The organism is Neorhizobium sp. LMR1-1-1.1 (assembly GCF_040675795.1).
Taxonomy (GTDB): domain Bacteria; phylum Pseudomonadota; class Alphaproteobacteria; order Rhizobiales; family Rhizobiaceae; genus Neorhizobium; species Neorhizobium cellulosilyticum.
Window position 1 is genome coordinate 21,833 of sequence record NZ_JBEGHE010000102.1, and the last position, 21,031, is coordinate 42,863.

20 protein-coding genes are annotated in these 21,031 nt (G+C 59.8%); 3 read left to right on the forward strand and 17 right to left on the reverse strand.

Features of this window, described 5'->3' with window-relative positions; all coding sequences use genetic code 11:
- Positions 1-155 precede the first annotated feature (155 nt).
- From MRBLMR1_RS30090 to MRBLMR1_RS30105, 4 genes are all read right to left on the reverse strand, one after another.
- Entirely contained in the window at positions 156-1,253 is a 1,098-nt protein-coding gene (locus MRBLMR1_RS30090; RefSeq protein WP_148146487.1) for an ABC transporter ATP-binding protein, read from the reverse strand.
- A gap of 6 nt (positions 1,254-1,259) precedes the next feature.
- Entirely contained in the window at positions 1,260-2,204 is a 945-nt protein-coding gene (locus tag MRBLMR1_RS30095; protein WP_148146486.1) for a carbohydrate ABC transporter permease, read from the reverse strand.
- On the reverse strand, positions 2,197-3,132 hold the full coding sequence (locus tag MRBLMR1_RS30100; protein WP_148146485.1) for a carbohydrate ABC transporter permease: 936 nt from the start codon (positions 3,130-3,132) through the stop codon (positions 2,197-2,199). Before MRBLMR1_RS30100 ends, MRBLMR1_RS30095 begins: the two co-directional genes overlap by 8 nt.
- A gap of 103 nt (positions 3,133-3,235) precedes the next feature.
- Positions 3,236-4,468 (reverse strand): ABC transporter substrate-binding protein, encoded by a 1,233-nt coding sequence (locus MRBLMR1_RS30105; protein ID WP_148146484.1) that lies wholly within the window; start codon positions 4,466-4,468, stop codon positions 3,236-3,238.
- Positions 4,469-4,826: 358 nt separating this feature from the next.
- On the opposite strand from MRBLMR1_RS30105, the gene MRBLMR1_RS30110 reads away from it, so the two are divergent.
- Positions 4,827-5,873, forward strand: coding sequence for a substrate-binding domain-containing protein (locus MRBLMR1_RS30110; RefSeq protein WP_148146483.1), 1,047 nt, complete (start codon positions 4,827-4,829; stop codon positions 5,871-5,873).
- 60 nt (positions 5,874-5,933) lie between these two features.
- Here the strand turns inward: MRBLMR1_RS30110 and gnd are convergent, their stop codons facing one another.
- From gnd to ccoG, 5 genes are all read right to left on the reverse strand, one after another.
- The gene (gnd, locus tag MRBLMR1_RS30115) at positions 5,934-7,367 is read right to left on the reverse strand and encodes an NADP-dependent phosphogluconate dehydrogenase (protein ID WP_148146482.1); all 1,434 of its coding nucleotides are present in this window, start codon (positions 7,365-7,367) and stop codon (positions 5,934-5,936) included.
- Positions 7,368-7,498: 131 nt separating this feature from the next.
- Entirely contained in the window at positions 7,499-7,651 is a 153-nt protein-coding gene (gene ccoS / locus MRBLMR1_RS30120; protein ID WP_112455538.1) for a cbb3-type cytochrome oxidase assembly protein CcoS, read from the reverse strand.
- Positions 7,648-9,927, reverse strand: coding sequence for a cation-translocating P-type ATPase (locus MRBLMR1_RS30125; RefSeq protein WP_148146481.1), 2,280 nt, complete (start codon positions 9,925-9,927; stop codon positions 7,648-7,650). The genes ccoS and MRBLMR1_RS30125 overlap by 4 nt, the downstream gene beginning before the upstream one ends.
- Positions 9,927-10,418 (reverse strand): FixH family protein, encoded by a 492-nt coding sequence (locus MRBLMR1_RS30130; RefSeq protein ID WP_148146480.1) that lies wholly within the window; start codon positions 10,416-10,418, stop codon positions 9,927-9,929. Before MRBLMR1_RS30130 ends, MRBLMR1_RS30125 begins: the two co-directional genes overlap by 1 nt.
- Complete coding sequence (ccoG, locus tag MRBLMR1_RS30135; RefSeq protein WP_148146479.1) at positions 10,415-12,001, reverse strand: cytochrome c oxidase accessory protein CcoG; 1,587 nt, start codon at positions 11,999-12,001, stop codon at positions 10,415-10,417. The genes MRBLMR1_RS30130 and ccoG overlap by 4 nt, the downstream gene beginning before the upstream one ends.
- 130 nt (positions 12,002-12,131) lie before the next feature.
- Here ccoG and MRBLMR1_RS30140 point away from each other — a divergent pair, with 130 nt between their 5' ends.
- Positions 12,132-12,536 (forward strand): SRPBCC family protein, encoded by a 405-nt coding sequence (locus tag MRBLMR1_RS30140; protein WP_183686918.1) that lies wholly within the window; start codon positions 12,132-12,134, stop codon positions 12,534-12,536.
- A gap of 91 nt (positions 12,537-12,627) precedes the next feature.
- Here MRBLMR1_RS30140 and ccoP read toward each other — a convergent pair whose 3' ends face one another.
- The 4 genes from ccoP to ccoN are packed head-to-tail and all read right to left on the reverse strand — an operon-like array spanning position 12,628 to position 16,024.
- A complete protein-coding gene (gene ccoP / locus MRBLMR1_RS30145; RefSeq protein WP_183686916.1) occupies positions 12,628-13,491 on the reverse strand; it encodes a cytochrome-c oxidase, cbb3-type subunit III in 864 nt (287 codons plus the stop codon).
- Between the two features lies 1 nt (position 13,492).
- Complete coding sequence (locus MRBLMR1_RS30150; RefSeq protein WP_148146476.1) at positions 13,493-13,645, reverse strand: cbb3-type cytochrome c oxidase subunit 3; 153 nt, start codon at positions 13,643-13,645, stop codon at positions 13,493-13,495.
- A 12-nt stretch (positions 13,646-13,657) separates the two neighbouring features.
- A complete protein-coding gene (gene ccoO / locus MRBLMR1_RS30155) occupies positions 13,658-14,389 on the reverse strand; it encodes a cytochrome-c oxidase, cbb3-type subunit II (RefSeq protein ID WP_148146475.1) in 732 nt (243 codons plus the stop codon).
- Between the two features lie 12 nt (positions 14,390-14,401).
- Positions 14,402-16,024 carry a cytochrome-c oxidase, cbb3-type subunit I gene (gene ccoN, locus MRBLMR1_RS30160; RefSeq protein ID WP_183686914.1) on the reverse strand — a complete coding sequence of 541 codons (1,623 nt, stop codon included), beginning with the start codon at positions 16,022-16,024 and terminating at the stop codon, positions 14,402-14,404.
- 206 nt (positions 16,025-16,230) lie between these two features.
- Here ccoN and MRBLMR1_RS30165 point away from each other — a divergent pair, with 206 nt between their 5' ends.
- A complete protein-coding gene (locus MRBLMR1_RS30165) occupies positions 16,231-16,737 on the forward strand; it encodes a hemerythrin domain-containing protein (RefSeq protein ID WP_246435748.1) in 507 nt (168 codons plus the stop codon).
- Between the two features lie 7 nt (positions 16,738-16,744).
- Here the strand turns inward: MRBLMR1_RS30165 and MRBLMR1_RS30170 are convergent, their stop codons facing one another.
- The 4 genes from MRBLMR1_RS30170 to MRBLMR1_RS30185 all read right to left on the reverse strand — a co-directional run bounded on the left by MRBLMR1_RS30170 (position 16,745) and on the right by MRBLMR1_RS30185 (position 21,030).
- Positions 16,745-17,212: a PAS domain-containing protein gene (locus tag MRBLMR1_RS30170; protein ID WP_500067255.1), complete on the reverse strand. Its 468-nt coding sequence runs from the start codon at positions 17,210-17,212 to the stop codon at positions 16,745-16,747.
- A 397-nt stretch (positions 17,213-17,609) separates the two neighbouring features.
- The gene (locus MRBLMR1_RS30175; RefSeq protein ID WP_148146472.1) at positions 17,610-18,545 is read right to left on the reverse strand and encodes a lipid A biosynthesis lauroyl acyltransferase; all 936 of its coding nucleotides are present in this window, start codon (positions 18,543-18,545) and stop codon (positions 17,610-17,612) included.
- Positions 18,546-18,551: 6 nt separating this feature from the next.
- Positions 18,552-19,580, reverse strand: a complete 1,029-nt coding sequence (locus MRBLMR1_RS30180) for a zinc-binding dehydrogenase (protein WP_148146471.1) — start codon at positions 19,578-19,580, stop codon at positions 18,552-18,554.
- Between the two features lie 163 nt (positions 19,581-19,743).
- Positions 19,744-21,030, reverse strand: coding sequence for a beta-ketoacyl-ACP synthase (locus tag MRBLMR1_RS30185; protein WP_148146470.1), 1,287 nt, complete (start codon positions 21,028-21,030; stop codon positions 19,744-19,746).
- Between the last annotated feature and the right edge of the window lies 1 nt (position 21,031).

Here is a 21,031-nt window from a genome sequence, read left to right on the forward strand (position 1 = left end):
ACTCGTCTCACCAAGTTGATTGCTCTCCATTTGAAGGCTCAGCAAAGAGCAAGCGTAGAGCTTGGGCAAAGGGCGCGCCACTTGTGATCTCCCCCCTTGTGGGGGAGATGGCCGGCAGGCCAGAGGGGGGTGGAACGAGGGACGCAGGACGGCCATCAGATCCGTTCCTCCGTTTCCGCATCGAACAGCGAGGCCATGGTCATGTCGAAGCCGAGGCGGACTTTTGCGCCGACAGCGTAACGGCGGGCGCCGCCGATGCGGACGGAGATCGTGTGGCCGGCGAGTTTCAGCCAGATCAGGTTGTCGGCGCCCATCGGCTCCTCGATATCGACGATTGCGTCATGGGCTTCCTCGCCCGCCAGATCGCCGTCGACCTTGATATGTTCGGGGCGGACACCGAGCACGACCTTGCGGCCGGGCGTGAGCGTTTCTGTTGCCTCGTAGCCGGCGAGCGAAAAGCTGGTGCCGTGGGTTCTGAACACAGTGTGGCCGCCCTCCTCCGCCAGTTCGCCGGTCAGAAAGTTCATCGAGGGCGAACCGATGAAGCCGGCGACGAACTTGTTCCTTGGGCGGTTGTAGATGGTGATCGGGTCGTCGAGTTGCTGGATGACGCCGCTTTTCATGATGGCGATGCGGTCTGCCAGCGTCAGCGCCTCGATCTGGTCGTGTGTGACGTAGATCATCGTGTTCTTCAGCGACTGGTGCAGGCGCTTGATCTCGACGCGCAGTTCGGAGCGCAGTTTCGCATCAAGGTTGGAAAGCGGCTCGTCGAAGAGGAAGACATCGACATCCCGGACGAGCGCGCGGCCGATCGCGACGCGCTGGCGCTGGCCGCCGGAGAGCGCTGCGGGCTTGCGCTGCAGTAGCGGTTCGATCTGCAGGATGCTCGAGGCGCGGGCGATGCGTTTGGCGATCTCGTCCTTCGGCATGCCGGCGACGCGGAGCCCGAAGGACAGGTTCTTCTCGACCGTCATCTGCGGATAAAGCGCGTAGGACTGGAAGACCATGCCGATGCCGCGGTCCTTAGGCTCCTCCCAGGTGACATTCTTGTCCTTGATGAAGATCTGGCCATCGGTCGGTTCAAGCAGGCCGGCAATGCAGTTCAGAAGCGTGGACTTGCCGCAGCCGGAGGAGCCGAGCAGGACGAGGAATTCGCCGTCTTTGATGTCGAGATCGAGATTCTGAAGAACGGTCACCGCCCCGAAGTGTAGGGACAGGTCACGGATGGAAACGGAATTGGAGAGGTCGGTCATCAAGGCTTACCCCTTAACTGCGCCGGCGGCGATGCCGCGAACGAACAGCCGGCCGGAAACGAAATAGACGATGAGCGGAACAGCGCCGGTGAGCAGCGTCGCCGCCATGTTGACGTTGTATTCCTTCACCCCCTGGACGGAGTTGACGATGTTGTTGAGCTGGACGGTCATCGGATAGGTATCGGGCCGCGTGAAGACGACGCCGAAAAGGAAGTCGTTCCAGATGCCGGTGACCTGGATGATGATCGCGACGACGAAGATCGGCAGCGACATGGGCAGCATGATGCGGCCGTAGATCTGCCAGAAGCCTGCGCCATCGATGCGCGCGGCCTTGAACAGTTCCTCCGGCAGGCCGGCGAAATAGTTGCGGAAGAGCAGCGTCAGGATCGGCATGCCGAAGATCGTATGGACGATGACGAGGCCGGTCAGCGAGCCGTAGATGCCGATTTCGCGCAGGATGATAACCAGCGGATAGATCATCACCTGATAGGGAATGAAGGCACCGATGATGAGCACGGAGAAGAACAGCTCCGAGCCTTTGAAGCGCCAGTTGGCAAGCGCATAACCGCTGACCGAGGCGACCGCGATCGAGACGATAACCGAGGGCACGAGAATGCGCACCGAGTTCCAGAAGCCGCGGGAAAGACCGTCGCAGTTGAGGCCGGTGCAGGCCTCAGCCCAGGCCTTCACCCAGGGCTCAAAGGTGATTTCCATCGGCGGCGAGAAGATGTTGCCGAGACGGACTTCCGGCATGCCCTTCAATGAGGTGACGACCATCACGTAGAGCGGCAGGAGGTAATAGAGCGCTGCCAGACCGAGGATGCCGTAGATCATGATATTGCGGCGAGAGAGTACCTTTTTCGGCTTCTTGCCGCGTGGTCCCGCTGCGATTTCGGTTCTGACGGCATCTATTGCGGCGCCGGTCGCGTTGAGAGTGGAGACGTTAGCCACGCTTCTTCCCTCCGAATTCGAGATAGGCCCAGGGGATGATGATGATGGCGACGGTAAGCAGCATCATGGTGGAGGCGGCAAAGCCCTGCCCCAGGTTCTGCGCCTGGAACATGTAGTCATAGACATATTTGGCAGGCACTTCCGACGCATTGCCGGGGCCGCCTGACGTCTGCGCCACGACCAGATCGTAAAGCTTGACGATGCCGCTGCCGATGAGCACGAGCGTGGTGATGAAGACCGGGCGCATCATCGGGATGACGACGAAAAGATAGGTCCGCCACATCGGGATGCCGTCGACGCGCGCCGCCTTCCAGATATCCTCGTCGATGCCGCGCAGGCCGGCAAGCATAAGGCACATGACGAGCCCTGTCCCCTGCCAGAGACCTGCGATCAGGATGCCGTAGATGACGATATCGGGATTGTAGAGCGGGTCGAAGGTGAAGCTTGTCCAGCCAAGCGAACGGACGATGCCCTGCACGCCGAATTCCGGATTGAGGATCCATTGCCAGACAAGGCCGGTGACAATGAAGGACAAAGCGAAGGGATAAAGGAAAATGGTGCGGAAGGCGCTTTCGAAGCGGATCTTCTGATCCATCAGCGCTGCCAGCACGAAGCCGACCACGAGCGAGAAGATCAGGGACAGGATGCCGTAGATCAAGAGGTTCTGGATCGAGATGATCCAGCGGGACGAGGCCCAAAGGCGCTCATACTGGTCAAAACCGACAAAGCTTGCCCGCGGCAGAAGTCTGGAATTGGTGAAGGAATATATCACCGTCCAGATCGTGCCGCCGAAGAATACGACAGCGGCAACTAATATCATGGGGGTGAGCGCAATCTTGGAATTGAGATTGCGGAAGAGCTGATTAGGCCGGCCGGACGATTTCGGCAGCGGTCTGGATGGTGTAGCGGACGGCACGGTACGAGACATTATTCCTCCTCGATCGGCGCGCTCAAGGCGCAGCCCTTCCTTCCGGCCCCGCCCCTCTTGCGAAAGGGCGAGGCCAGTGCGGTTCAGGATCGTGATGGAGTGATCAGTCCGCCGAGCCGATGATGGAGGCGAAGCGTTCCTGCGCCTGTTTCGGCGTGATCGACGCATTGGCGAAGAATTCGGACATCAGGTCCTCCTTCTGCTTCTGCGTATCGGCCGAAACGAGCTGGTCGGTACTGGTTGCCGTGCTGCCCTTCGAGATGATCTCGATGCCCTTCTTCATGCAGTCGTTTGCAGCAGCAAGATCGACGTCACTCCGGATCGGCACGGAGCCCTTCTTGAGATTGAAGGCGACCTGTACCTTGGGATCGACGATGGTTTCCGCCAGCACTTCCTGCGCCTTGGACTTTGCTTCGTCCTTCAGAACCGGGAAGTAGATGGCATCGCCGCCGGTGGTCAGGGTCTGGTTGAGACCAAGGCCCGGAAGGCAGGTATAATCCTTGCCGGCAACCTTTCCGGCCTGTTGGAACTCGCCCTGCGCCCAGTCACCCATGATCTGGCCGCCGGCCTTGCCGGTGATGACCAGATTGGTGGCCTGGTTCCAGTCCTGCACGTTGGAGCCCTTGGCAAGCTTGCGGGCATCGTCGGCCGCCGCAAAAATCTTTGCCATTTCAGGACCGGCCGCGGTTTCCTCGTCCTTGTCCTTGTAGACCTTGTTGTAAAGCTCGGTGCCGCCCAGCGCGATCACCAGCGTGTCGAACAGGCCGTTGACCTGGAAGGCGGAACCGCCCACGGCGAGCGGTTGAAGGCCGGCTTCCCGCAGCTTGGGGCCGGCTGCGACGAACTCGTTCCAGTCTTTCGGGACCGGTACGCCCGCCTTTTCGAAGGCCGCATTGGAAAGCCACAACCACTGCCAGGAATGGATGTTGACCGGGGCGCAGTAGATCTTGCCCTCAAAGGTGCAGCTGTCGAGCAGGCTCGCGGGTTTGATGATATCCTTCCATTTGCCCTTTTCGGCGACGTCGCTCAGGTCGCGCATCAGACCGGACATGACCAGTTCTTCGGCCTGGCGTCCGTGGTTGAACTGGGTGGCGCCCATCGGGTCACCACCGGTGATACGGCTGATCATGATCGGGCGCGCCGTGCTGCCTGAACCGGCAATTGCACCATCGACCCATTTATTGCCGGTTGCATCGAATGCGGTCGCCAGCTCTTTCACGGCTGCCGCCTCGCCTCCCGATGTCCACCAATGCGTGACTTCCAGATCGGCGGCCATAGCTGCACAAGGCAGCGCCGCGGTGGCAGCCAGAACGGCTGCAAATGCACGGATACGCATGAGTCTCCTCCCTCACTGAAACGTTGCAGTAAAAAGCTAGGGCAAAGCCAGAGGGGTGGCAAGCCTGCTTCTCCAAATTATTGCATGACCCATCACAATAACAACTTACAAGGGTACTAAATTCAGAATTATCAGGTATATAATTCCATGAAATGCCGCCATGAGATCGATCCAAGGCGATTTTATTTCGCATATGCACAAAATCGATGTGCGATTGCGTAATGCCAACACATGGTTGCGGATCGAAATGTTTTCATCGGAGGCGGGTTGAAAATTACCTGTAACGTTTCAGTTTTTTCTGTAATAACCGGACTGCGTCATTCAAAAGCCAATGGCGGCAATCGATGCGAGCAGCAAGATGGACGAGATCAGAAAAACATCCACGAGCAGCGCGGCGGCTAACGAACGCCCTACCCTCAAGACGATCGCCTTTATGACGGGTCTTGGGATCACGACCGTATCGCGCGCGCTGAAAGATGCGCCGGATATCGGGTCCGAGACCAAGGAGCGCGTACGACTGGTGGCGCGCCAGCTCGGCTACCAGCCGAACCGGGCGGGTGTGCGCCTGCGGACCGGCAAGACCAACGTGATCGCGCTGGTGCTGAGCATCGAGCAGGAATTGATGGGCTTCACCAGCCAGATGGTGCAGGGAATTTCGGAAGTGCTGGGGGGAACCCAGTATCACCTTGTGGTGACGCCGCACTCCTTCGAGAAAGACCCGATGGTGCCGGTGCGCTACATTCTCGATACCGGTTCGGCGGATGGGGTGATCATCTCGCGCATGGAACCGGAGGATCCGCGCGTGCACCTGATGACGGAACGGAACCTGCCTTTCGTTACCCATGGGCGAACGGATATGGGCATTGTTCACCCATTCCACGACTTCGATAACGAGGCCTATGTCTATCAGGCGGTGCAACGCCTCGTGCAGCGTGGAAGACGGCGCATCGCGCTCCTGGCGCCGCTCAGCCGGTTTTCCTACCAGATACATAGCCGGATAGGTTTCGAGCACGGCCTGAACGATTTTCAGGTGACGGAAGTTTCGATGGGCCGGATGACCACGGAGACGCCACTTGAGGAAATCCGCGCCTATGCGGAGCGCCTGTGTCGCCTTACTGAGCCGCCGGACGGTATCATCTCGCTCAGCGGATCCGCATCGATCGCACTGGTTGCCGGAGCCGAGGCAGCCGGACGCCGGCTAGGCAAGGAGATCGATATTGTCTCGAAACAGTCGGCCGAATTCTTGAACTGGATCAGGCCGGAAATGCTGACCGTGACGGAAGACGTGCGTCACGCCGGCCGGGAACTGGCAAAGGCGGTACTGGCCCGTATCGACGGTGTAGCGCCCGAATTGCTGCAGAGTATCGATGGTCCGGTCTGGTCGCAGATGGGACCGAAGGATTAGGCACTACCTGCAAAAAAGCCCGGCACTTGGCCGGGCTTTTTCATCTAGTTTATCAAGCGATCAGGCGAAATCGGCGAGGCCGCTGCCCCAAGGGCCGTGATGCTTGTCGACGCCATCGAGGCGGTCGAAACCGTGCGCGCCGAAGAAGTCGCGCTGGGCCTGGATGAGGTTGGCCGTGCCCCTGCCCCGACGGTAGGCGTCGAAATAGGAAAGAGCCGAGGTGAGCGCCGGAGCCGGCAGGCCGTTCAGTGCTGCATAGGAGACGATGCGGCGAAGCGCGCCGTCGGTTTCCTTGACCAACTGCGAGAAGGCCGGGGTGACGATGAGGTTTGCCACATTCGGATCCTTGGTGAAGGCCGAGGTGATCTCATCGAGGAACTGCGAACGGATGATGCAGCCGGCGCGCCAGATCTTGGCGATCGTCGGCATAGGCAGGTTCCAGCCGAATTCCTTCGAGGCTTCCGCCATGACGGCAAAGCCCTGCGCATAAGCGCCGATTTTGGCGGCCAGAAGCGCGAGTTCCAGATCGGCGAGGAAGGCCATGCCATCCTTCGGGCGATCTACCAGAGCCGGCTTGCCAAGGATCTTTTCGGCGGCCTGACGCTCGGACCGGAGCGAGGAGATGACGCGGCCGGCAACGGCTGCTTCGATGGCGGTCGCTGCAACGCCCATGTTCTGGGCCTCGATGACCGACCACTTGCCGGTGCCCTTCTGGCCGGCACTGTCGACGATGATATCGACCATCGGCTTACCGGTGATCGGGTCGTTGGCCTTCAGCACCTTTTCCGAGATTTCCATGAGATAGGAATCAAGGCGACCTTCGTTCCAGCGGCCGAAGACGCCGCCGATCTCGGGTGCGCTCATGCCGAGGCCATCACGCAGGATGCCGTAGATTTCGGCGATCATCTGCATGTCGGCATATTCGATGCCGTTATGGATGGTCTTGACGAAGTGGCCGGCACCGTTCGGGCCGAGCCAATCGACGCAGGGTTCGCCGTTGAATTTTGCCGAAATCGAGGTCAGGACCTTTTCGACGCGCTTCCAGCTGTCTTCCGTGCCGCCGACCATGATGGACGGTCCGTGGCGCGCACCTTCCTCACCGCCGGAAACGCCCATGCCGATAAAGGTCAGGTCGCTGCCTTCGAGGCTCTTGAAGCGCCGCATCGTATCGCGGAAGTTGGCATTGCCGGCGTCGATCATGATGTCGCCGGAGGACAGATAGGGCTTCAGGAGTTCCATCTGCTGGTCGACCGGATCGCCGGCTTTGATCATGATGATGATCGGGCGTGGCGGTCGGATGGCCTTGATGAAATCTTCCATCGTTTCGCACGGAATGATCTGGCCCTGGAGGGCGCCTGCATCCGCGTAGAATTTTTTCGTGACTTCGACCGTACGGTTGAAGACGGCAATCTTGTTGCCTTTTTCAGCGATATTGAGGGAAAGGTTGGCGCCCATGACGCCAAGGCCGATTAGGCCGATTTCTGCCTGTTCCACGGGAGGAGCCTCCGATTTTGTTGCGCCTTCTTTTGGCATTGGTGCGCCATGGGGGCAAGGGAGCGATTGTCTAAATCGGTGACATTCTGCATTTGTCTGCCCCCATAGCCTGCCCCTATAATTCGGGCCTGTCAGCCGGGGCGATCCTCGCCATCGTCAATGATGCGCCAGGCGGCACCGTCGAGATCGTCATACTGGCCGTTCTTGAGAGACCAGAGGAAGGCCGCAAGCCCGAGGCCGCCGAGAAAGAGCGCGACCGGGATGAGGTAGATGAGCATGTTCATGCGGCGCGCATCTTTCCTTTTTCAGCCGTCTTCTCGGCCCCCGCCTGTGCCGCCAGATCCTCGCTGCCGATCCGGTTCAGGCGCAACGCGTTGACGACGACGATGATCGAAGAGGTGGACATGGCGACGGCGGCGATCAGCGGCGTTGCATAGCCGGCAAGCGCGATCGGCACGGCGATGATGTTGTAACCGATGGCGAGCCCGAAATTCTGCCGGATCAGGCGGCTTGAGCGGCGCGAGATATCGATCGCCAGCGGCACGGCATTGAGGCTTTCATGCATGAAGACGAAATCGGCGGCCTTGCGGCCGATATCCGCCGCGGTAGCCGGCGCCATCGAGACATGGGCCGCGGCGAGCGCCGGTGCATCGTTGATACCATCACCGACCATCAGCACCTTGCGGCCTTCGCCGGCAAGCGAGGCGCAATAATCGGCCTTGCCCTTGGGCGAGACTTCCGCCTTCCAGCGGGCAATGCCGAGTTGAGCGGTCAGCGCCCTTACCGGCCCGGCGCGATCACCCGAGACAAGGTCGACCGGCATGCCGTCGGCTTCCAGAGTGCGGATGGCCGAGGCGGCGTCCTGACGAAGCGCATCCTCGAAACGGATGCAGGTGACCTCGTGGCCGTCGCGCGACAGCACGACTTCGAGATCGGCGTTTTCGCTGCCGCTCACGTCCCCACAGGCAAAGCGGCGATTGCCGAGCCTGTAGAGCCCTTCGGCACGGCGCGCCTCAAGCCCGCTTCCGGGGATTTCTATCACGTCGTCGAAGAGCGGGAACGGGCCGGATGCCACGGCGCAGATCGCCCGCGACAGCGGATGGCGCGAATGGGCTGCCAGGCCGGCTGCGAGCGACAGGACCGGCCCCGGAATATCGCTGCCATTGACGAGTCGCGGACGGCCGAGTGTCAGAGTTCCGGTCTTGTCGAAAATGACGCTGTCGGCCTGGGCGAGCCGTTCCATGGCTGAGCCGTCCTTGACCATGATGCCGTTCTTGAACAGGCGACCGGCCGCAACGACCTGGACGACCGGCACGGCCAGACCCAAGGCGCAGGGGCAGGTGATGATCAGGACCGCGATGGCGATAAGCATCGCACGCTTCCAGTCGCCACCGGCAAGCCCCCAGGCGACGAAGGCGGTGAGTGCCAGAAGGTGGACGGCGGGCGAATAATATTGCGCGGCGCGGTCTGCGAGACGGCGATAACCGGCCTTGGCGCCTTCGGCCACTTCCATCAGCGAGATGACTTCGGCGAGGAAGGATTCCCTTGCCGTCGCTGTGACCTTGATGATGAGCGAGCCCGTGAGGCTGAGCGTGCCGGCATGGACGGCGGCACCGGCTGCGACTGCCTGCGGCACGCTTTCACCGTTGACGATCGAGACGTCGAGATCGCTTGCGCCCCACTCGACCGTGCCATCGACCGGAATACGTTCGCCGGCGGCAATCGCGACGCGATCACCGGGTTTCACATCCTCGACGGGGCGGTATTCGCGCGTGCCGTCAGGCAAAACGACCATGGCACCGCGCGGTGACAGGCGGGCAAGACCGCTGATCGCCGCCCTCGCCCGGTCACGCATGATGTGATCGAGCGTGCGGCCGATCAGCAGGAAGAACAGGAGTGAGACGGTGGCATCGAACCAGGCATGTTCGCCGTGATGCATGGTTTCCCACAGCGACACCGCATAGGAGAGCGTGATCGCAAGAGCGATCGGCACGTCCATGTTGGTGCGGCCGCGTTTCAGGACGGCCCATGCAGAGGAGTAGAAAAACCGGCCGCCATAGATCAGCGCAGGTGCGGCGATGAAGGCGGAGATCCAGTGGAACATGTCGCGCGTGGCATCATCGGCACCGGACCAGACGGAGACCGACAGAAGCATGATGTTTGCGGCGGCGAAACCGCAAAGGGCGACTGCGCGCACGAGATCACGCTGCAGCTTGTCGCCATCATCGAGCGAGGCATCGAAGAGATAGGCATCATAGCCGGTTGCAGCAGCGATCGAGCCGACGAAATCGGCGGGATCGACGGCCGATGCGTCGAGGTTCTGATGCCAGACGATGGAGACGCGTTTGGTGGAAAGATTGACGCGGGCTTTTTCCACTGCGGGCATGACCTTCAGCGCATTTTCGATCGAGACGATGCAGGCGCCGCAATGGACGCCGGGCACGCTGAGATCAACCTGCCGCCTGCCCTCGCCGAGATCGCGGCTTGCCAGCAGCATTTCTTCGGAAGACGGTGCGGATCTGACGATCTCGCCTTCCGTTCCGGGTGCGCAGCAGCTCATTACTTTGCTCCGTGGACAGAGACACGCTCCGCATGGTGGAGGATGCGTTGTCCGCCGCGCTCGGCGATTGCCTCGACAATCCAGTGACCCGGCAGGATCTCATGGGAAGCGCTGAAAGCTCCCTTGCCTTCTGCGGTCATATCGATGCTGAAATCCTGATGCTCGCCGACAGGGCGCTTGAAATTGAGGACAAGGTGGTCTGCCTCAACCGGCTGGCCGTCGGGGCCGAGCACTTCATAGCGAGCTCCATTGGCGGCAACGGCGAGCCGGCCGTTGACACCCGTCGCGGCAAGCGCCCTCGCTTGGGCCACCTTGCCGTTGAACTGCTGGCTGGCGACATAGGTGTTCGGGACGACGAGACCGCTCCAACTGGTAATGGCGTTATAGGCCATGAAGACATTGACCGATATGATCGTGCCGAAGAAGAGAACCATGACGCCCGCCATGTGCCAGCCCGTGAAAACGAAGCCCTTTTGCGATGCCGTGCTCATCTTTTGCCTCCTGGTACGAAAAAGTTAGCCGAGTAACTGTTGCGCTCGTGACTGGAGCGGTCTTCGGCGATGAAATGGAAGGATGCTTCGCTTTTGGCTTCATCCTTCGGCAGCGTGACATAGACCTTCAGCGCCATCGCCTTGTCCGGCGCGGCCTCGATGGCGAATTCGCGTCCGGGCACGTCCGAAATGCCGATGATCTTCATCGTCGCCTCCGGCATGCCGTCAAGCGTCAGCATGATCGTGCGCGGTTCGGGGATCATGTTGAGGAGGCGAACGGTGTAGCCATTGCGGATGGAACCATCCGACTCCATGACGAATTGCGGATTGCGGTCATGCAGCACGTTGATTTCCAGCCGGTCGCGGGACAGGAGCGCAACGACAAGGCCGATGCCGACCGCAGTCCAGACGCCCATATAGAGCAACGTGCGCGGGCGAAGCAGGATTTTCCAGTTGAAATGGCGGACGCCTTCAACAAAACCACCATCCGGCTTGCGGGTTCGGGTGGGATTGATCGACGAGGTACCACCGGCCGTCGCCAGCGCCATGTTGGTATCGTATTCGTCGAGCGTCGCATAAGCGATCAGGCCGCGTTCCTTGCCGATTTTGTCCATCACGCCATCGCAGGCGTCGATACAGAGCGCACAGGTGATACAGGCCATCTGCTGGCCGTCGCGAATATCGATGCCCATGGGACAGACTGCTACGCAGGCGTTGCAATCGACGCAGTCGCCGACGATCTGGCCGCTCGCTGCCGCCTTCTTGGCGTGGCGGCTGCGCGGTTCACCGCGCCAGTCGTTATAGGTCACGACCAGAGAATGCTCGTCGAGCATGGCGCCCTGAATACGCGGCCAGGGACACATGTAGATACAGACCTGTTCGCGCATCAGGCCACCGAGCAGGTAGGTAGTGGCGGTCAGGATGGCAACGGTGGAATAGGCAACGAAGGCGGCCTGACCGGTGATAAAATCAAAGGCAAGAGATGGCGCGTCGGCGAAGTAGAAAATCCAGGCGCCGCCTGTAGCGATTGCGATGGCAATCCAGATCGAATGCTTGACGACGCGCTTGGCGATCTTGTTCGCTGTCCAGGGGCCGGCATCGAGTTTCATCCGCGCATTGCGATCGCCTTCAATGAAGCGTTCGACGACGAGAAAGAGATCGACCCAGACCGTCTGAGGACAGGCATATCCGCACCAGGCGCGACCGACGGCCGAGGTCAGCAGGAAAAGGCCAAAGCCCGCCATGACCAGCAGCCCGGCGACAAAGATGAATTCCTGCGGCCAGATCTCGATGAAGAAGAAATAGAAACGCCGGCTGGCGAGATCGACAAGCACGGCCTGATCGGGGGCGAAGGGGCCACGGTCCCACCTGATCCACGGTGTCAGATAATAGATTCCGAGCGTGACGAGCATCACCAGCCACTTGAACCGACGGAAACGTCCCTCGGCACGCTTGGGAAAAATCTTCTTGCGTTTTTCATAAAGCGGCTGGCGTTTTTCGCCAGGCGAATGCACCGCCTTGACATCAATCCGTTCGACAGATGCGTCACCTGCGGCAACGCTTTCGGCGGTATAGAGATTCATCGGAACATTCCTTTGCACCATGCCTTTTCCCACCGCGCGACCCTCAATTCCTTGACGCAAGTCAAGGCATGCGGCATTCGCAGACCGTTTCACGCCCCTCGCCCATGCGGACGACAGAACGGAGATTACAATGACGCCAATGCCCGCACGCATCATTCACACGACGATCGACAGGCCATGGCGTGACGTCTACGCCTTCGCATCCCAGCCGGAAAACATGCCCCGATGGGCTGCCGGCCTCGCCGCGGGCTTGAGCCGAGAAGGCGAAGACTGGATCGGCGACGGTGGGCCGATCGGCAAGATTCGTGTGCGGTTTACGCCCCGAAACGATCTTGGCGTTATCGATCATACCGTCACGCTGGATACAGGGATGAGTTTCGAAAATGCACTGCGGGTCGTACCGAATGGCGATGGCGCGGAAATCATGTTCACCTTGCTCCGACAGCCAGACACGGACGATCAGGCTTTCGAGGTGGATGCGGCGGCCATCCAAACTGACCTAGGCACTCTGAAGCAAATCCTCGAACAATCCTAGTCGGTCGCAACCTCCTGCCATAGCGGATATTCGATGGCCGGGACCCAAGGATCCCGGCCCAAGAGAGTTTCTGCCCGGAAGGGCTGAAACTCTACTCCCCGCCTCCCAGGGAATGGACATAAACAGCCAACTGCTTGACGGTGACGTCACCAAGACGGGTGGTCCAGGCTGGCATGACGCCGTGCTTCGGTGCGCGGATCTGGCCGGCAATCTGATCTTCACCATGCACCTTCAGCCAGATGGCATCGGCTAGGTTCGGGGCGCCCAGATCGCGATTGCCCTCGGCATTTTCGCCGTGGCAGGACGCGCAGTTATCCATGAAGATCTGCTTTCCGGGTTCGACCATCGAAGGATCGCGAGGCTTGCCGGTGAGGCTGACAACATAGGCTGCTGCCTGACGTATTTCGTCCGGCTGAAGTACATCCGCAAAAGCGGTCATCTCGCCGATACGAGTATCGGGATCGACCGCATCGCGAATTCCATGCGCGACAGTCTGGTAGATCGCATCTACGCTGCCACCCCAAAGCCAGTCATCGTCGTTGAGGTTGGGATAACCTTCACCACCGGCTGCACCGGTTCCGTGACAGGGCGTGCAGTTGACGCGGAAAGCCGCCGCGCCGCCGGCCATGGCAAACTGGTTGAGTTCAGGGTTGGCGATGATTTCTTCCGGTGTCGCAGCCGCGATCCGTTCAAGGATTGCGCCCTGAGCTGCTTTTGCTGTCGCCATTTCGTCCAACAGCGCACCACGGCTGGAATAGCCGAGAACACCGCTGGTCGCATCGTTTACCAGCGGCCATGCAGGATAAAGGACGGTGTATCCGAGGGCCCAGACAATCGTGGCATAAAACGTCCACACCCACCAGCGGGGCATGGGATTGTTCAGTTCGCGGATGCCGTCCCACTCGTGGCCGGTGGTTTCGACGCCGCTGATCTCATCGATATGTTTGTCCGCCATTTTAGTCCTCCTTCAGAGGGATCTGGGCGGCATCGTCTGCATGAGACTTCGAGCCCGGGCGCAAAGTGAACAGGATGACGCCGGCGAAGAACAGGGTCATGGCGAGCAGGCCCCAACTGTCGGCGAATTGGCGGAGTGCGGTATAGGTTTCCATATCGCGCCCTCCTCAGCGGTAACCGGTTGTGTCGTCATAGGTCGAGAAATCGACCAGCGTGCCGAGCATCTGCAGATAGGCGACCAGCGCATCCATTTCGGTCAATTTGGTCGGATCGCCGTCGAAATCGCCGACCTTTGCCTTCGGATACCGTGCCAGCAAAGCGCTGGTATCGGCATTCGGATCAGCCTGCGCCTTCAGATCGGCATTCGCCTCGGCGATCATCTCGTCCGTATAGGGAACGCCGACGGTGCGGTTTGCCTTCAGATCCATGGAGACGTCGGTCACTTCGAGCGTATTTTCCTTGAGGAAGGAATAGCTCGGCATCACCGATTCCGGCACGACGTCGCGCGGTTCGATGAGATGCTGAACGTGCCACTCGTTGGAATAACGATCGCCGACGCGGGCCAGATCAGGCCCGGTTCGCTTCGACCCCCACTGGAACGGATGGTCGTACATGGATTCCGCCGCAAGGCTATAGTGACCGTAACGCTCCACTTCGTCGCGGAACGGGCGGATCATCTGGCTATGACAGACGTAACAGCCCTCGCGGATGTAGATGTTGCGACCGGCAAGCTCCAGCGGCGTATAGGGCCGCATCCCGTCGACTTTCTCGATGGTGTTTTCGAGATAGAAGAGCGGTGCGATTTCCACGATACCGCCGATGGAAACGACAAGCAGGGAGCCGACAAGAAGGAGCGTGGCATTTCGCTCGATGAATTGGTGTTTATCGAGAAGAGACATGCTGTCAGCTCCTTATTCAGCCGGCTGCAGACCGGCGGGGGCGACACCGGGGGTGCGCTCCTGCCGTTCGTGGCCGAGAATTGTCATTGTGACGTTGAATGCCATGAGCAGTGCGCCGGCGAGGAACATGAGGCCACCGAGGGCGCGCAGCAGGTAATAGGGGAACATGGCTGCGACAGTTTCCGCGAAGGAATAGACGAGGAAGCCCTGGTCATCATACTCGCGCCACATCAGGCCCTGCTGGATACCGGCAACCCACATGACGGCGGCATAGAGAACGATACCGAGCGTTGCGAGCCAGAAGTGCCAGTTGACCAGCTGCAGGCTGTAGAGCCGCTTGCGGTTCCATAGTTTTGGCACGAGGAAATAGACCGCGCCGAAGGTGATCATGCCGTTCCAGCCGAGTGCGCCGGAGTGGACGTGACCAATGGTCCAGTCGGTATAGTGGCTGAGCGAGTTGACGGCCTTGACCGACATCATCGGACCTTCGAAGGTCGCCATGCCGTAAAAGGCGACGGCCATGACCATCATGCGGACGATCGGGTCAGTACGGATACGGTCCCAGGCGCCGGAAAGCGTCATCAGACCATTAATCATGCCACCCCAGGACGGCATCCACAGCATGATGGAGAAGACCATGCCGAGCGTTTGCGCCCAGTCGGGCAACGCTGTGTAATGCAGGTGGTGCGGGCCTGCCCAGATATACATGAAGATCAGGGCCCAGAAGTGGATGATCGACAGGCGGTAGGAATAGACCGGACGGTTCACCTGCTTCGGGATAAAGTAATACATCATGCCGAGGAAGCCGGCCGTCAGGAAGAAGCCGACCGCGTTATGGCCGTACCACCACTGGGTCAGGGCATCCTGCACGCCGGAGAAGGCCGAATAGCTCTTGATGCCCAGGAAAGAGACCGGCATCGCCAGATTGTTGACGATGTGCAGCATGGCAATCGTGACGATGAAGGCCAGATAGAACCAGTTCGCCACATAGATATGCGGCTCCTTGCGCATGAAGATCGTGCCGAGGAAGACGACGAGATAGGCGACCCAGACGATGGTCAGCCAGATATCGACATACCATTCCGGCTCCGCATATTCCTTGCCCTGGGTGATACCGAGCAGATAGCCGGTTGCCGCCATGACGATGAAAAGCTGGTAGCCCCAGAACACGAACCATCCGAGATTGCCGCCAAACAGGCGGGCCCGACAGGTGCGCTGGACAACGTAGAATGATGTGGCGATCAGGGCGTTGCCGCCGAAGGCGAAGATGACGGCTGAAGTATGCAGCGGGCGCGTGCGACCGAAATTGAGCCATGGCTCAATGTTCAGATCAGGGAAAGCCAGTTGCAGGGCAACGACAACGCCGACCAGGAAGCCGACGACACCCCAGAAAACAGTTGCGATCGTGCCGTATTTGATGACTTCGTCGAAATATTCCGACTTTGCCGGGACGGCTCGTGGTGCACCTGCGGGTGCGAAAGAGACGCGGCGCAGCATGACGATGCTGCTGATGCCGAGTGTCAGGAACAGCACCCACATATGGGCGGCAAACAGACTGTCATGCGCGTAAGCCGCGCCAAGCAGCGCCAGGAATGTCCCGATTACCAGCGCTGCAGTTTCCAAAGGGTAGTTCATTGTTGGTATCCCCCAACGGCGTGATTGGCCGTCGCGAGGGTGGCTAAACAACGATTCCGAACGAATCCCCCTGCCACTTTCCGTCGCGACCACCGCGACAGATGGCAGCAGGCCACGTCAAATGCCTTGATTTGAATCAACGCAAGTAAGCCGGGCATGATGGAACTTTGCGCGATCAACGGTCATGCAGCTTCCGGAGGTCAGACTTGAGACACGATATCGATCTGACGAATGCAGTTCTGTCTGCTCAGCCCGTCCGACAATACGATCAGGACGTCATCATGTCGTGGATCCGGCAGGCGCATGGGGAACAACTCGCGCTTTGCGTCGAACTTGAAGAAATCGCCGACTCGCTGCCGGCGAGCATCAACAAACAGAAGTGCATCTATGCCGCCAAGGCACTCTGTCCGCTGATCCGCAGCATCCACCATTACGAAGAGAGCGTTCTGTTTCCGCATATCGCACGACAGCACGCCCATTCCGGACCGATGCTGGCAACGCTTTCACGGCTCAAATTCGAACATCTCGAGGATGAAGGCTATGCGGAGGAACTGACGGAAGCGCTCTTGCGCCTCGGCTCAGGAGAACCTGTCAATGACGAAGCAGTGGGATATATGTTGCGCGGCTTCTTTGAGGGCGTAAGGCGGCATATCGCCTTCGAAAAGGCCTATCTGCTACACGACTACCTGCCGTTCAGCCCGATATCTGAGTAACGACCGGTCAGTCGGCACGTCGCCGCCGGCGATCTTCCTTCTCCTGCATCACCACCAGCGCTCCGATCAATGTTCCCGATCTGCTTATCGGCGACATGCGGCAATGAATGACGACTGTGCGGCCCTCAAGCTTGTCAGCATAGGTCAAGGTCAGGCTCTCGCCCGCAAAACAACGATCAAGGCTGGGCTGCAGATCATGACGGAAATGATGCAGTCCGACAAATTCGGCGAAATGGCGGCCAATGAGAGTATCGCGCGGCACATCCATTCGCTGCGCATTGGTTTCGTTACTATAAAAGATGCGATAACCGGGCGCGACAACCATGACCCGTTCCGGCAGGCTATTCAGCAGCGCATCATCGAGATAACCGTCGGCGATGGCCTGCGGGATATCGACGGGCTGAGCCGGATCTTCGGTGGTTTTCGTTTTGGAAGGCAGCGACTGGTCGGTTATCAGATAACGCTCGACCAGCATCTGCAGCAGGTGGCCATTGCGCCTGACGCAGCCCCCATCATCGGCTTCCTCATTCAACAAATCGAGTGCGAATCGGAACTGCACGCCAATCGCCGACTGATCGCGCCCCTGGCTTCCAAGTATAGCCTTGACGAGCGGATCAATTTCCCGGTCGATCCGAGAAACAGCATCGTCGTCTTCCTGCTCGACCGCCTGGCGAAGATCAGAATATTTCGCCCAGAACAGATCAATCAATGCCTTCAAAATCGACCCCTCTCAAAACAACGCGAGAAGTGGCGCCTTCTACTGATGCGAGCCTACCCTGCATAAGATATGATTATAATTAATCATTTCGTCTAGTGCGGCCCCAAATAATGCCCCACAAAATACCATAGGATCACAAGCTATCGAAGGCAGATCAGCGCTCGACTGTTCCTTTGATGTTCCAGCGATCATGATACCACAGCCATTGTTCGGGATATTCGCGAACCCAGGTCTCAACCTTGTCGTTCAACACCTGAGCCGTACCCTGAACATCAAGGTTGCCCTTTTCATCGCGCGGCAGATCGATTCTCGGTTCGATCTCCAGGCGGAAGCGATTGTCGGGAAGGCGGATGCAGCGGGCCGGGTAGACCTCCGCATCGAACTGACGGACCAGTTTGGCCAGAAGCGGATTGGTTTTGACCGGCTGCCCGAAGAAAGAGGTCGACAGGCCCTTCTTGAATTTCTGGTCGACCAGAACCCCTACTCCGCCGCCGGCCTCGAGGCGGCGGGCAAGCGCGAAGGACGATCCCGCATGCGAGGGGACGAGGCTTCCCATCCGGGCCGCACGGAAGGAAAAGACCTTGTCGGCAATGTAAGGGTTGTTCGGCGGACGGAACAGCACCATGACCTCAAGACCGAAGGCCTTTCCAGCAACAGGCAGCAGTTCGAAATTGCCGGTATGCGCGGTAAAGACGATAAAAGGCCGCGGATTATCGCGTAGATCGAGGAAGATCGGTATGCCCGAGACTTCCACCCTGCCCGCTTCCGTCTTTTCCGGATCGAAATCGAAAAGCCGGTCGAGGAACACATATTCGGCAGCCATGCGCCCCATATGTCCCCAGCTGGCGACCGCGATCTCCTGGAGATCATTCTCCGACTTTTCCGGGAAAGCGTTGCGCAGATTGGTCATCATCAGCTTGTGACGCCACAGCTTCGGACCAACGAAACGCGCAATGCGATCGGCAAAACGTATGGCGGGATCCGCCGGCAATACCTTCAACAGGTTGAGCAAGCCAAAGGTCGCCTGCGCCACCAGCCACTGCCGGAAATGCATGAGCGCCAGAACGATGCGGGTGATGACCATCTTCATGGCCGATCAATCCATGCGCAGGACGATCTTGCCGAAGATCTGGCGACCTTCCATCCGCTCGAGCGCGCGGTCGATCTCGTCGAAGGTGACTTCGGTATCGATAACCGGATGAACGATGCCCTGCGCCATCTTCTGCATGGCGTCGGCCATGTTTTCCATGCGGCAACCGAAGGAGCCGAGAAGCTTGAGCTGCTGCTGGAAGAGCATCATCAGGTTGACGTCGGTCGAGACGCCAGAAGTCGAGCCGCAGGTGACCAATCGGCCGCCGCGCTTCAGGCAGAACATCGAGGCGGCGAATGTATCCTTGCCGACATGTTCGAAGACGACATCAACGCCCTTCTTCTTCGTCAGCTTGCGCACGACGCCTTCGAAGCGGTCCGTGCGGTAGTTGATGACGTGATCGGCACCAAGCGCCTTGGCCTTTTCGATCTTATCGTCGGAACCGACCGTGGTGATCACGGTGCAGCCGATCTTCTTGGCGAGCTGGATGGCCGCCGAGCCGATGCCTGAGCCGCCGGCATGAACGAGAATGGTTTCGCCCGGCTGCAGTTTTGCATTGTCGAACAGCATGTGCTCGACCGTGCCAAAGGTGACCGGAGCAAGAGCGGCTGCCACCGCATCGACGCCCGGAGGAGCCGGCACCAGCTGGCGGGCCGGAATGTTCGCCTTTTCCTGGGCAAAACCGTCGAGGTGAAAGCCGTGGACGCCCGAGACGTGCTCGCAGAGATTGTCTCGTTTTTCGCGACAGGGCTTGCAGAGACCGCAGGTGCGGGCGCCGTAGATCGACACAAGCTGGCCGGGAAGGACGTTGGAAACGCCCGGGCCGATGGCTTCTACGACGCCGGAGGCTTCGGCGCCGATCGTCAGAGGCATCTTGCGCTTGGCGAATGCCATGCCGCGCCAGCCCCATACGTCGATGTGGTTGAGAGCAACAGCCTTGACGCGCAGCGTCACCTCACCGGGACCCGGGGCATCCGGCTCGGGAATATCGACGGCTTCGAGCTTGCGGTCATCGATCAGTTGCAGCGCGCGCATGTTCTTCTTTTCCTTCCGGATGCATGAGGCGGGCGCCGACGTTCAAAAATGCGTCATGCCCGGGCATGTCCCGAGCATCTGCCAACACTCAATTTCACGTATCAACGTCAATAGATCCTCGGGACAAGCCCGAGGATGACGTCCTTTTTCTGTGGCGCAGGCCTTAGACCGGTTCCAGCGTCATGACAAGGCTGGCGTTCTGGCCGCCAAAGCCGAAGGAGTTGGACAGGACCGCCTTGGGCGAGCCGTCCCGCTTCACATTCGGCACCACATCGAGCTCGATCGTCGGATCGGGATTGGTATAGTTGATGGTCGGCGGCAGCGTGCCGGTCAGCATGGTCTGGATCGAGAATACGGCCTCCACGGCACCTGCCGCAGTCAGCGTATGGCCGATCATCGACTTGTTCGACGAAGCCGGGATGTTCTTCATGCGGTCACCGAAGACGGCGAGCATCGAGCCATATTCCATCTTGTCGTTTTCGGGCGTCGAGGTGCCATGGGCGTTGATATAACCAATACCGCTTTCATCCATACCCGCGTCTTCGAGTGCGGCGCGAATGGTGGCGATCGCCGGGCCGCCATCCGGCGAGGACCGAGTACGGTGGAAATGATCGGCCTTCTCGCCAAGACCCTTGATGATGCCGAGCACGGTTGCGCCACGCGCAAGCGCCGATTCGACCGATTCAAGCACCAGTGTCGCAGCACCTTCGGCGATGACGAAACCGTCACGATCCTTGCTGAACGGTTTTGATGCCTTTTCCGGCGGGTCGTTTTGCGTCGACAGGGCCGAAAGCAACGAGAAGCGCACCAGCGCCTCCACGCTGACGGAGCCGTCAGTGGCGGCAACAAGCGCCCGGTCGGTGCGACCCTGGCGGATTGCCTCGACACCAAGCTGGATTGCCGTTGCGCCAGATGCACAGGCGGTCGACAGCGTTACCGGCAGACCGCGCGTGCCGAACATGTCGGCAAGACGCTCGGAAATCGAGCCGAACTGAACGGCTTCGAGGAAGACCGGATCTGGACGTTCGCGCATGGCAGTCAAGAAGCGATCATAGGCATCGCCCTCGGTCTTCGACGGCGGCGAACGATCGGCAAGCGCAAAACGGTCATGCCATTCGGGCTCGACGGGCGGCGCAGCGAGGAAGAGCGGGCCTTCGAAATCACCCGAAAGACCGGCCTGCGCCAGCGCTTCCCTTGTCGTTTCGCGGGCAAAAGCGAAAGAACGTTCGACGGAATTGTTGGCAGGAACGGCGATAAAATCCACCGTGCCGCTGATGCGGGTCGACAGACCATCGGTCGGGAACCGTGTGATCTTGTGGATGCCCGAAGTACCGGAGGTCAGCGCCGACCAGTTATCGGCAAGCCCCTGACCGAGCGAGGTGATGACGCCCATACCGGTAACGGCTACGAGCGGGCGGCCAAGGTGGTCGGTGAAGCGGTTGTCACTCATC

Bases quoted from the DNA above. Each gene is read 5' to 3' on its own strand.
- MRBLMR1_RS30090 (WP_148146487.1), bottom strand. From the start codon at position 1,253: ATGACCGACCTCTCCAATTCCGTTTCCATCCGTGACCTGTCCCTACAC.
- MRBLMR1_RS30100 (WP_148146485.1), bottom strand. From the start codon at position 3,132: ATGTCTCGTACCGTGCCGTCCGCTACACCATCCAGACCGCTGCCGAAA.
- MRBLMR1_RS30105 (WP_148146484.1), bottom strand. From the start codon at position 4,468: ATGCGTATCCGTGCATTTGCAGCCGTTCTGGCTGCCACCGCGGCGCTG.
- MRBLMR1_RS30110 (WP_148146483.1), top strand. From the start codon at position 4,827: ATGGACGAGATCAGAAAAACATCCACGAGCAGCGCGGCGGCTAACGAA.
- ccoS (WP_112455538.1), bottom strand. From the start codon at position 7,651: ATGAACATGCTCATCTACCTCATCCCGGTCGCGCTCTTTCTCGGCGGC.
- MRBLMR1_RS30125 (WP_148146481.1), bottom strand. From the start codon at position 9,927: ATGAGCTGCTGCGCACCCGGAACGGAAGGCGAGATCGTCAGATCCGCA.
- MRBLMR1_RS30130 (WP_148146480.1), bottom strand. From the start codon at position 10,418: ATGAGCACGGCATCGCAAAAGGGCTTCGTTTTCACGGGCTGGCACATG.
- ccoG (WP_148146479.1), bottom strand. From the start codon at position 12,001: ATGAATCTCTATACCGCCGAAAGCGTTGCCGCAGGTGACGCATCTGTC.
- MRBLMR1_RS30140 (WP_183686918.1), top strand. From the start codon at position 12,132: ATGACGCCAATGCCCGCACGCATCATTCACACGACGATCGACAGGCCA.
- ccoP (WP_183686916.1), bottom strand. From the start codon at position 13,491: ATGGCGGACAAACATATCGATGAGATCAGCGGCGTCGAAACCACCGGC.
- MRBLMR1_RS30150 (WP_148146476.1), bottom strand. From the start codon at position 13,645: ATGGAAACCTATACCGCACTCCGCCAATTCGCCGACAGTTGGGGCCTG.
- ccoO (WP_148146475.1), bottom strand. From the start codon at position 14,389: ATGTCTCTTCTCGATAAACACCAATTCATCGAGCGAAATGCCACGCTC.
- ccoN (WP_183686914.1), bottom strand. From the start codon at position 16,024: ATGAACTACCCTTTGGAAACTGCAGCGCTGGTAATCGGGACATTCCTG.
- MRBLMR1_RS30170 (WP_500067255.1), bottom strand. From the start codon at position 17,212: ATGCTGGTCGAGCGTTATCTGATAACCGACCAGTCGCTGCCTTCCAAA.
- MRBLMR1_RS30175 (WP_148146472.1), bottom strand. From the start codon at position 18,545: ATGAAGATGGTCATCACCCGCATCGTTCTGGCGCTCATGCATTTCCGG.
- MRBLMR1_RS30180 (WP_148146471.1), bottom strand. From the start codon at position 19,580: ATGCGCGCGCTGCAACTGATCGATGACCGCAAGCTCGAAGCCGTCGAT.
- MRBLMR1_RS30185 (WP_148146470.1), bottom strand. From the start codon at position 21,030: ATGAGTGACAACCGCTTCACCGACCACCTTGGCCGCCCGCTCGTAGCC.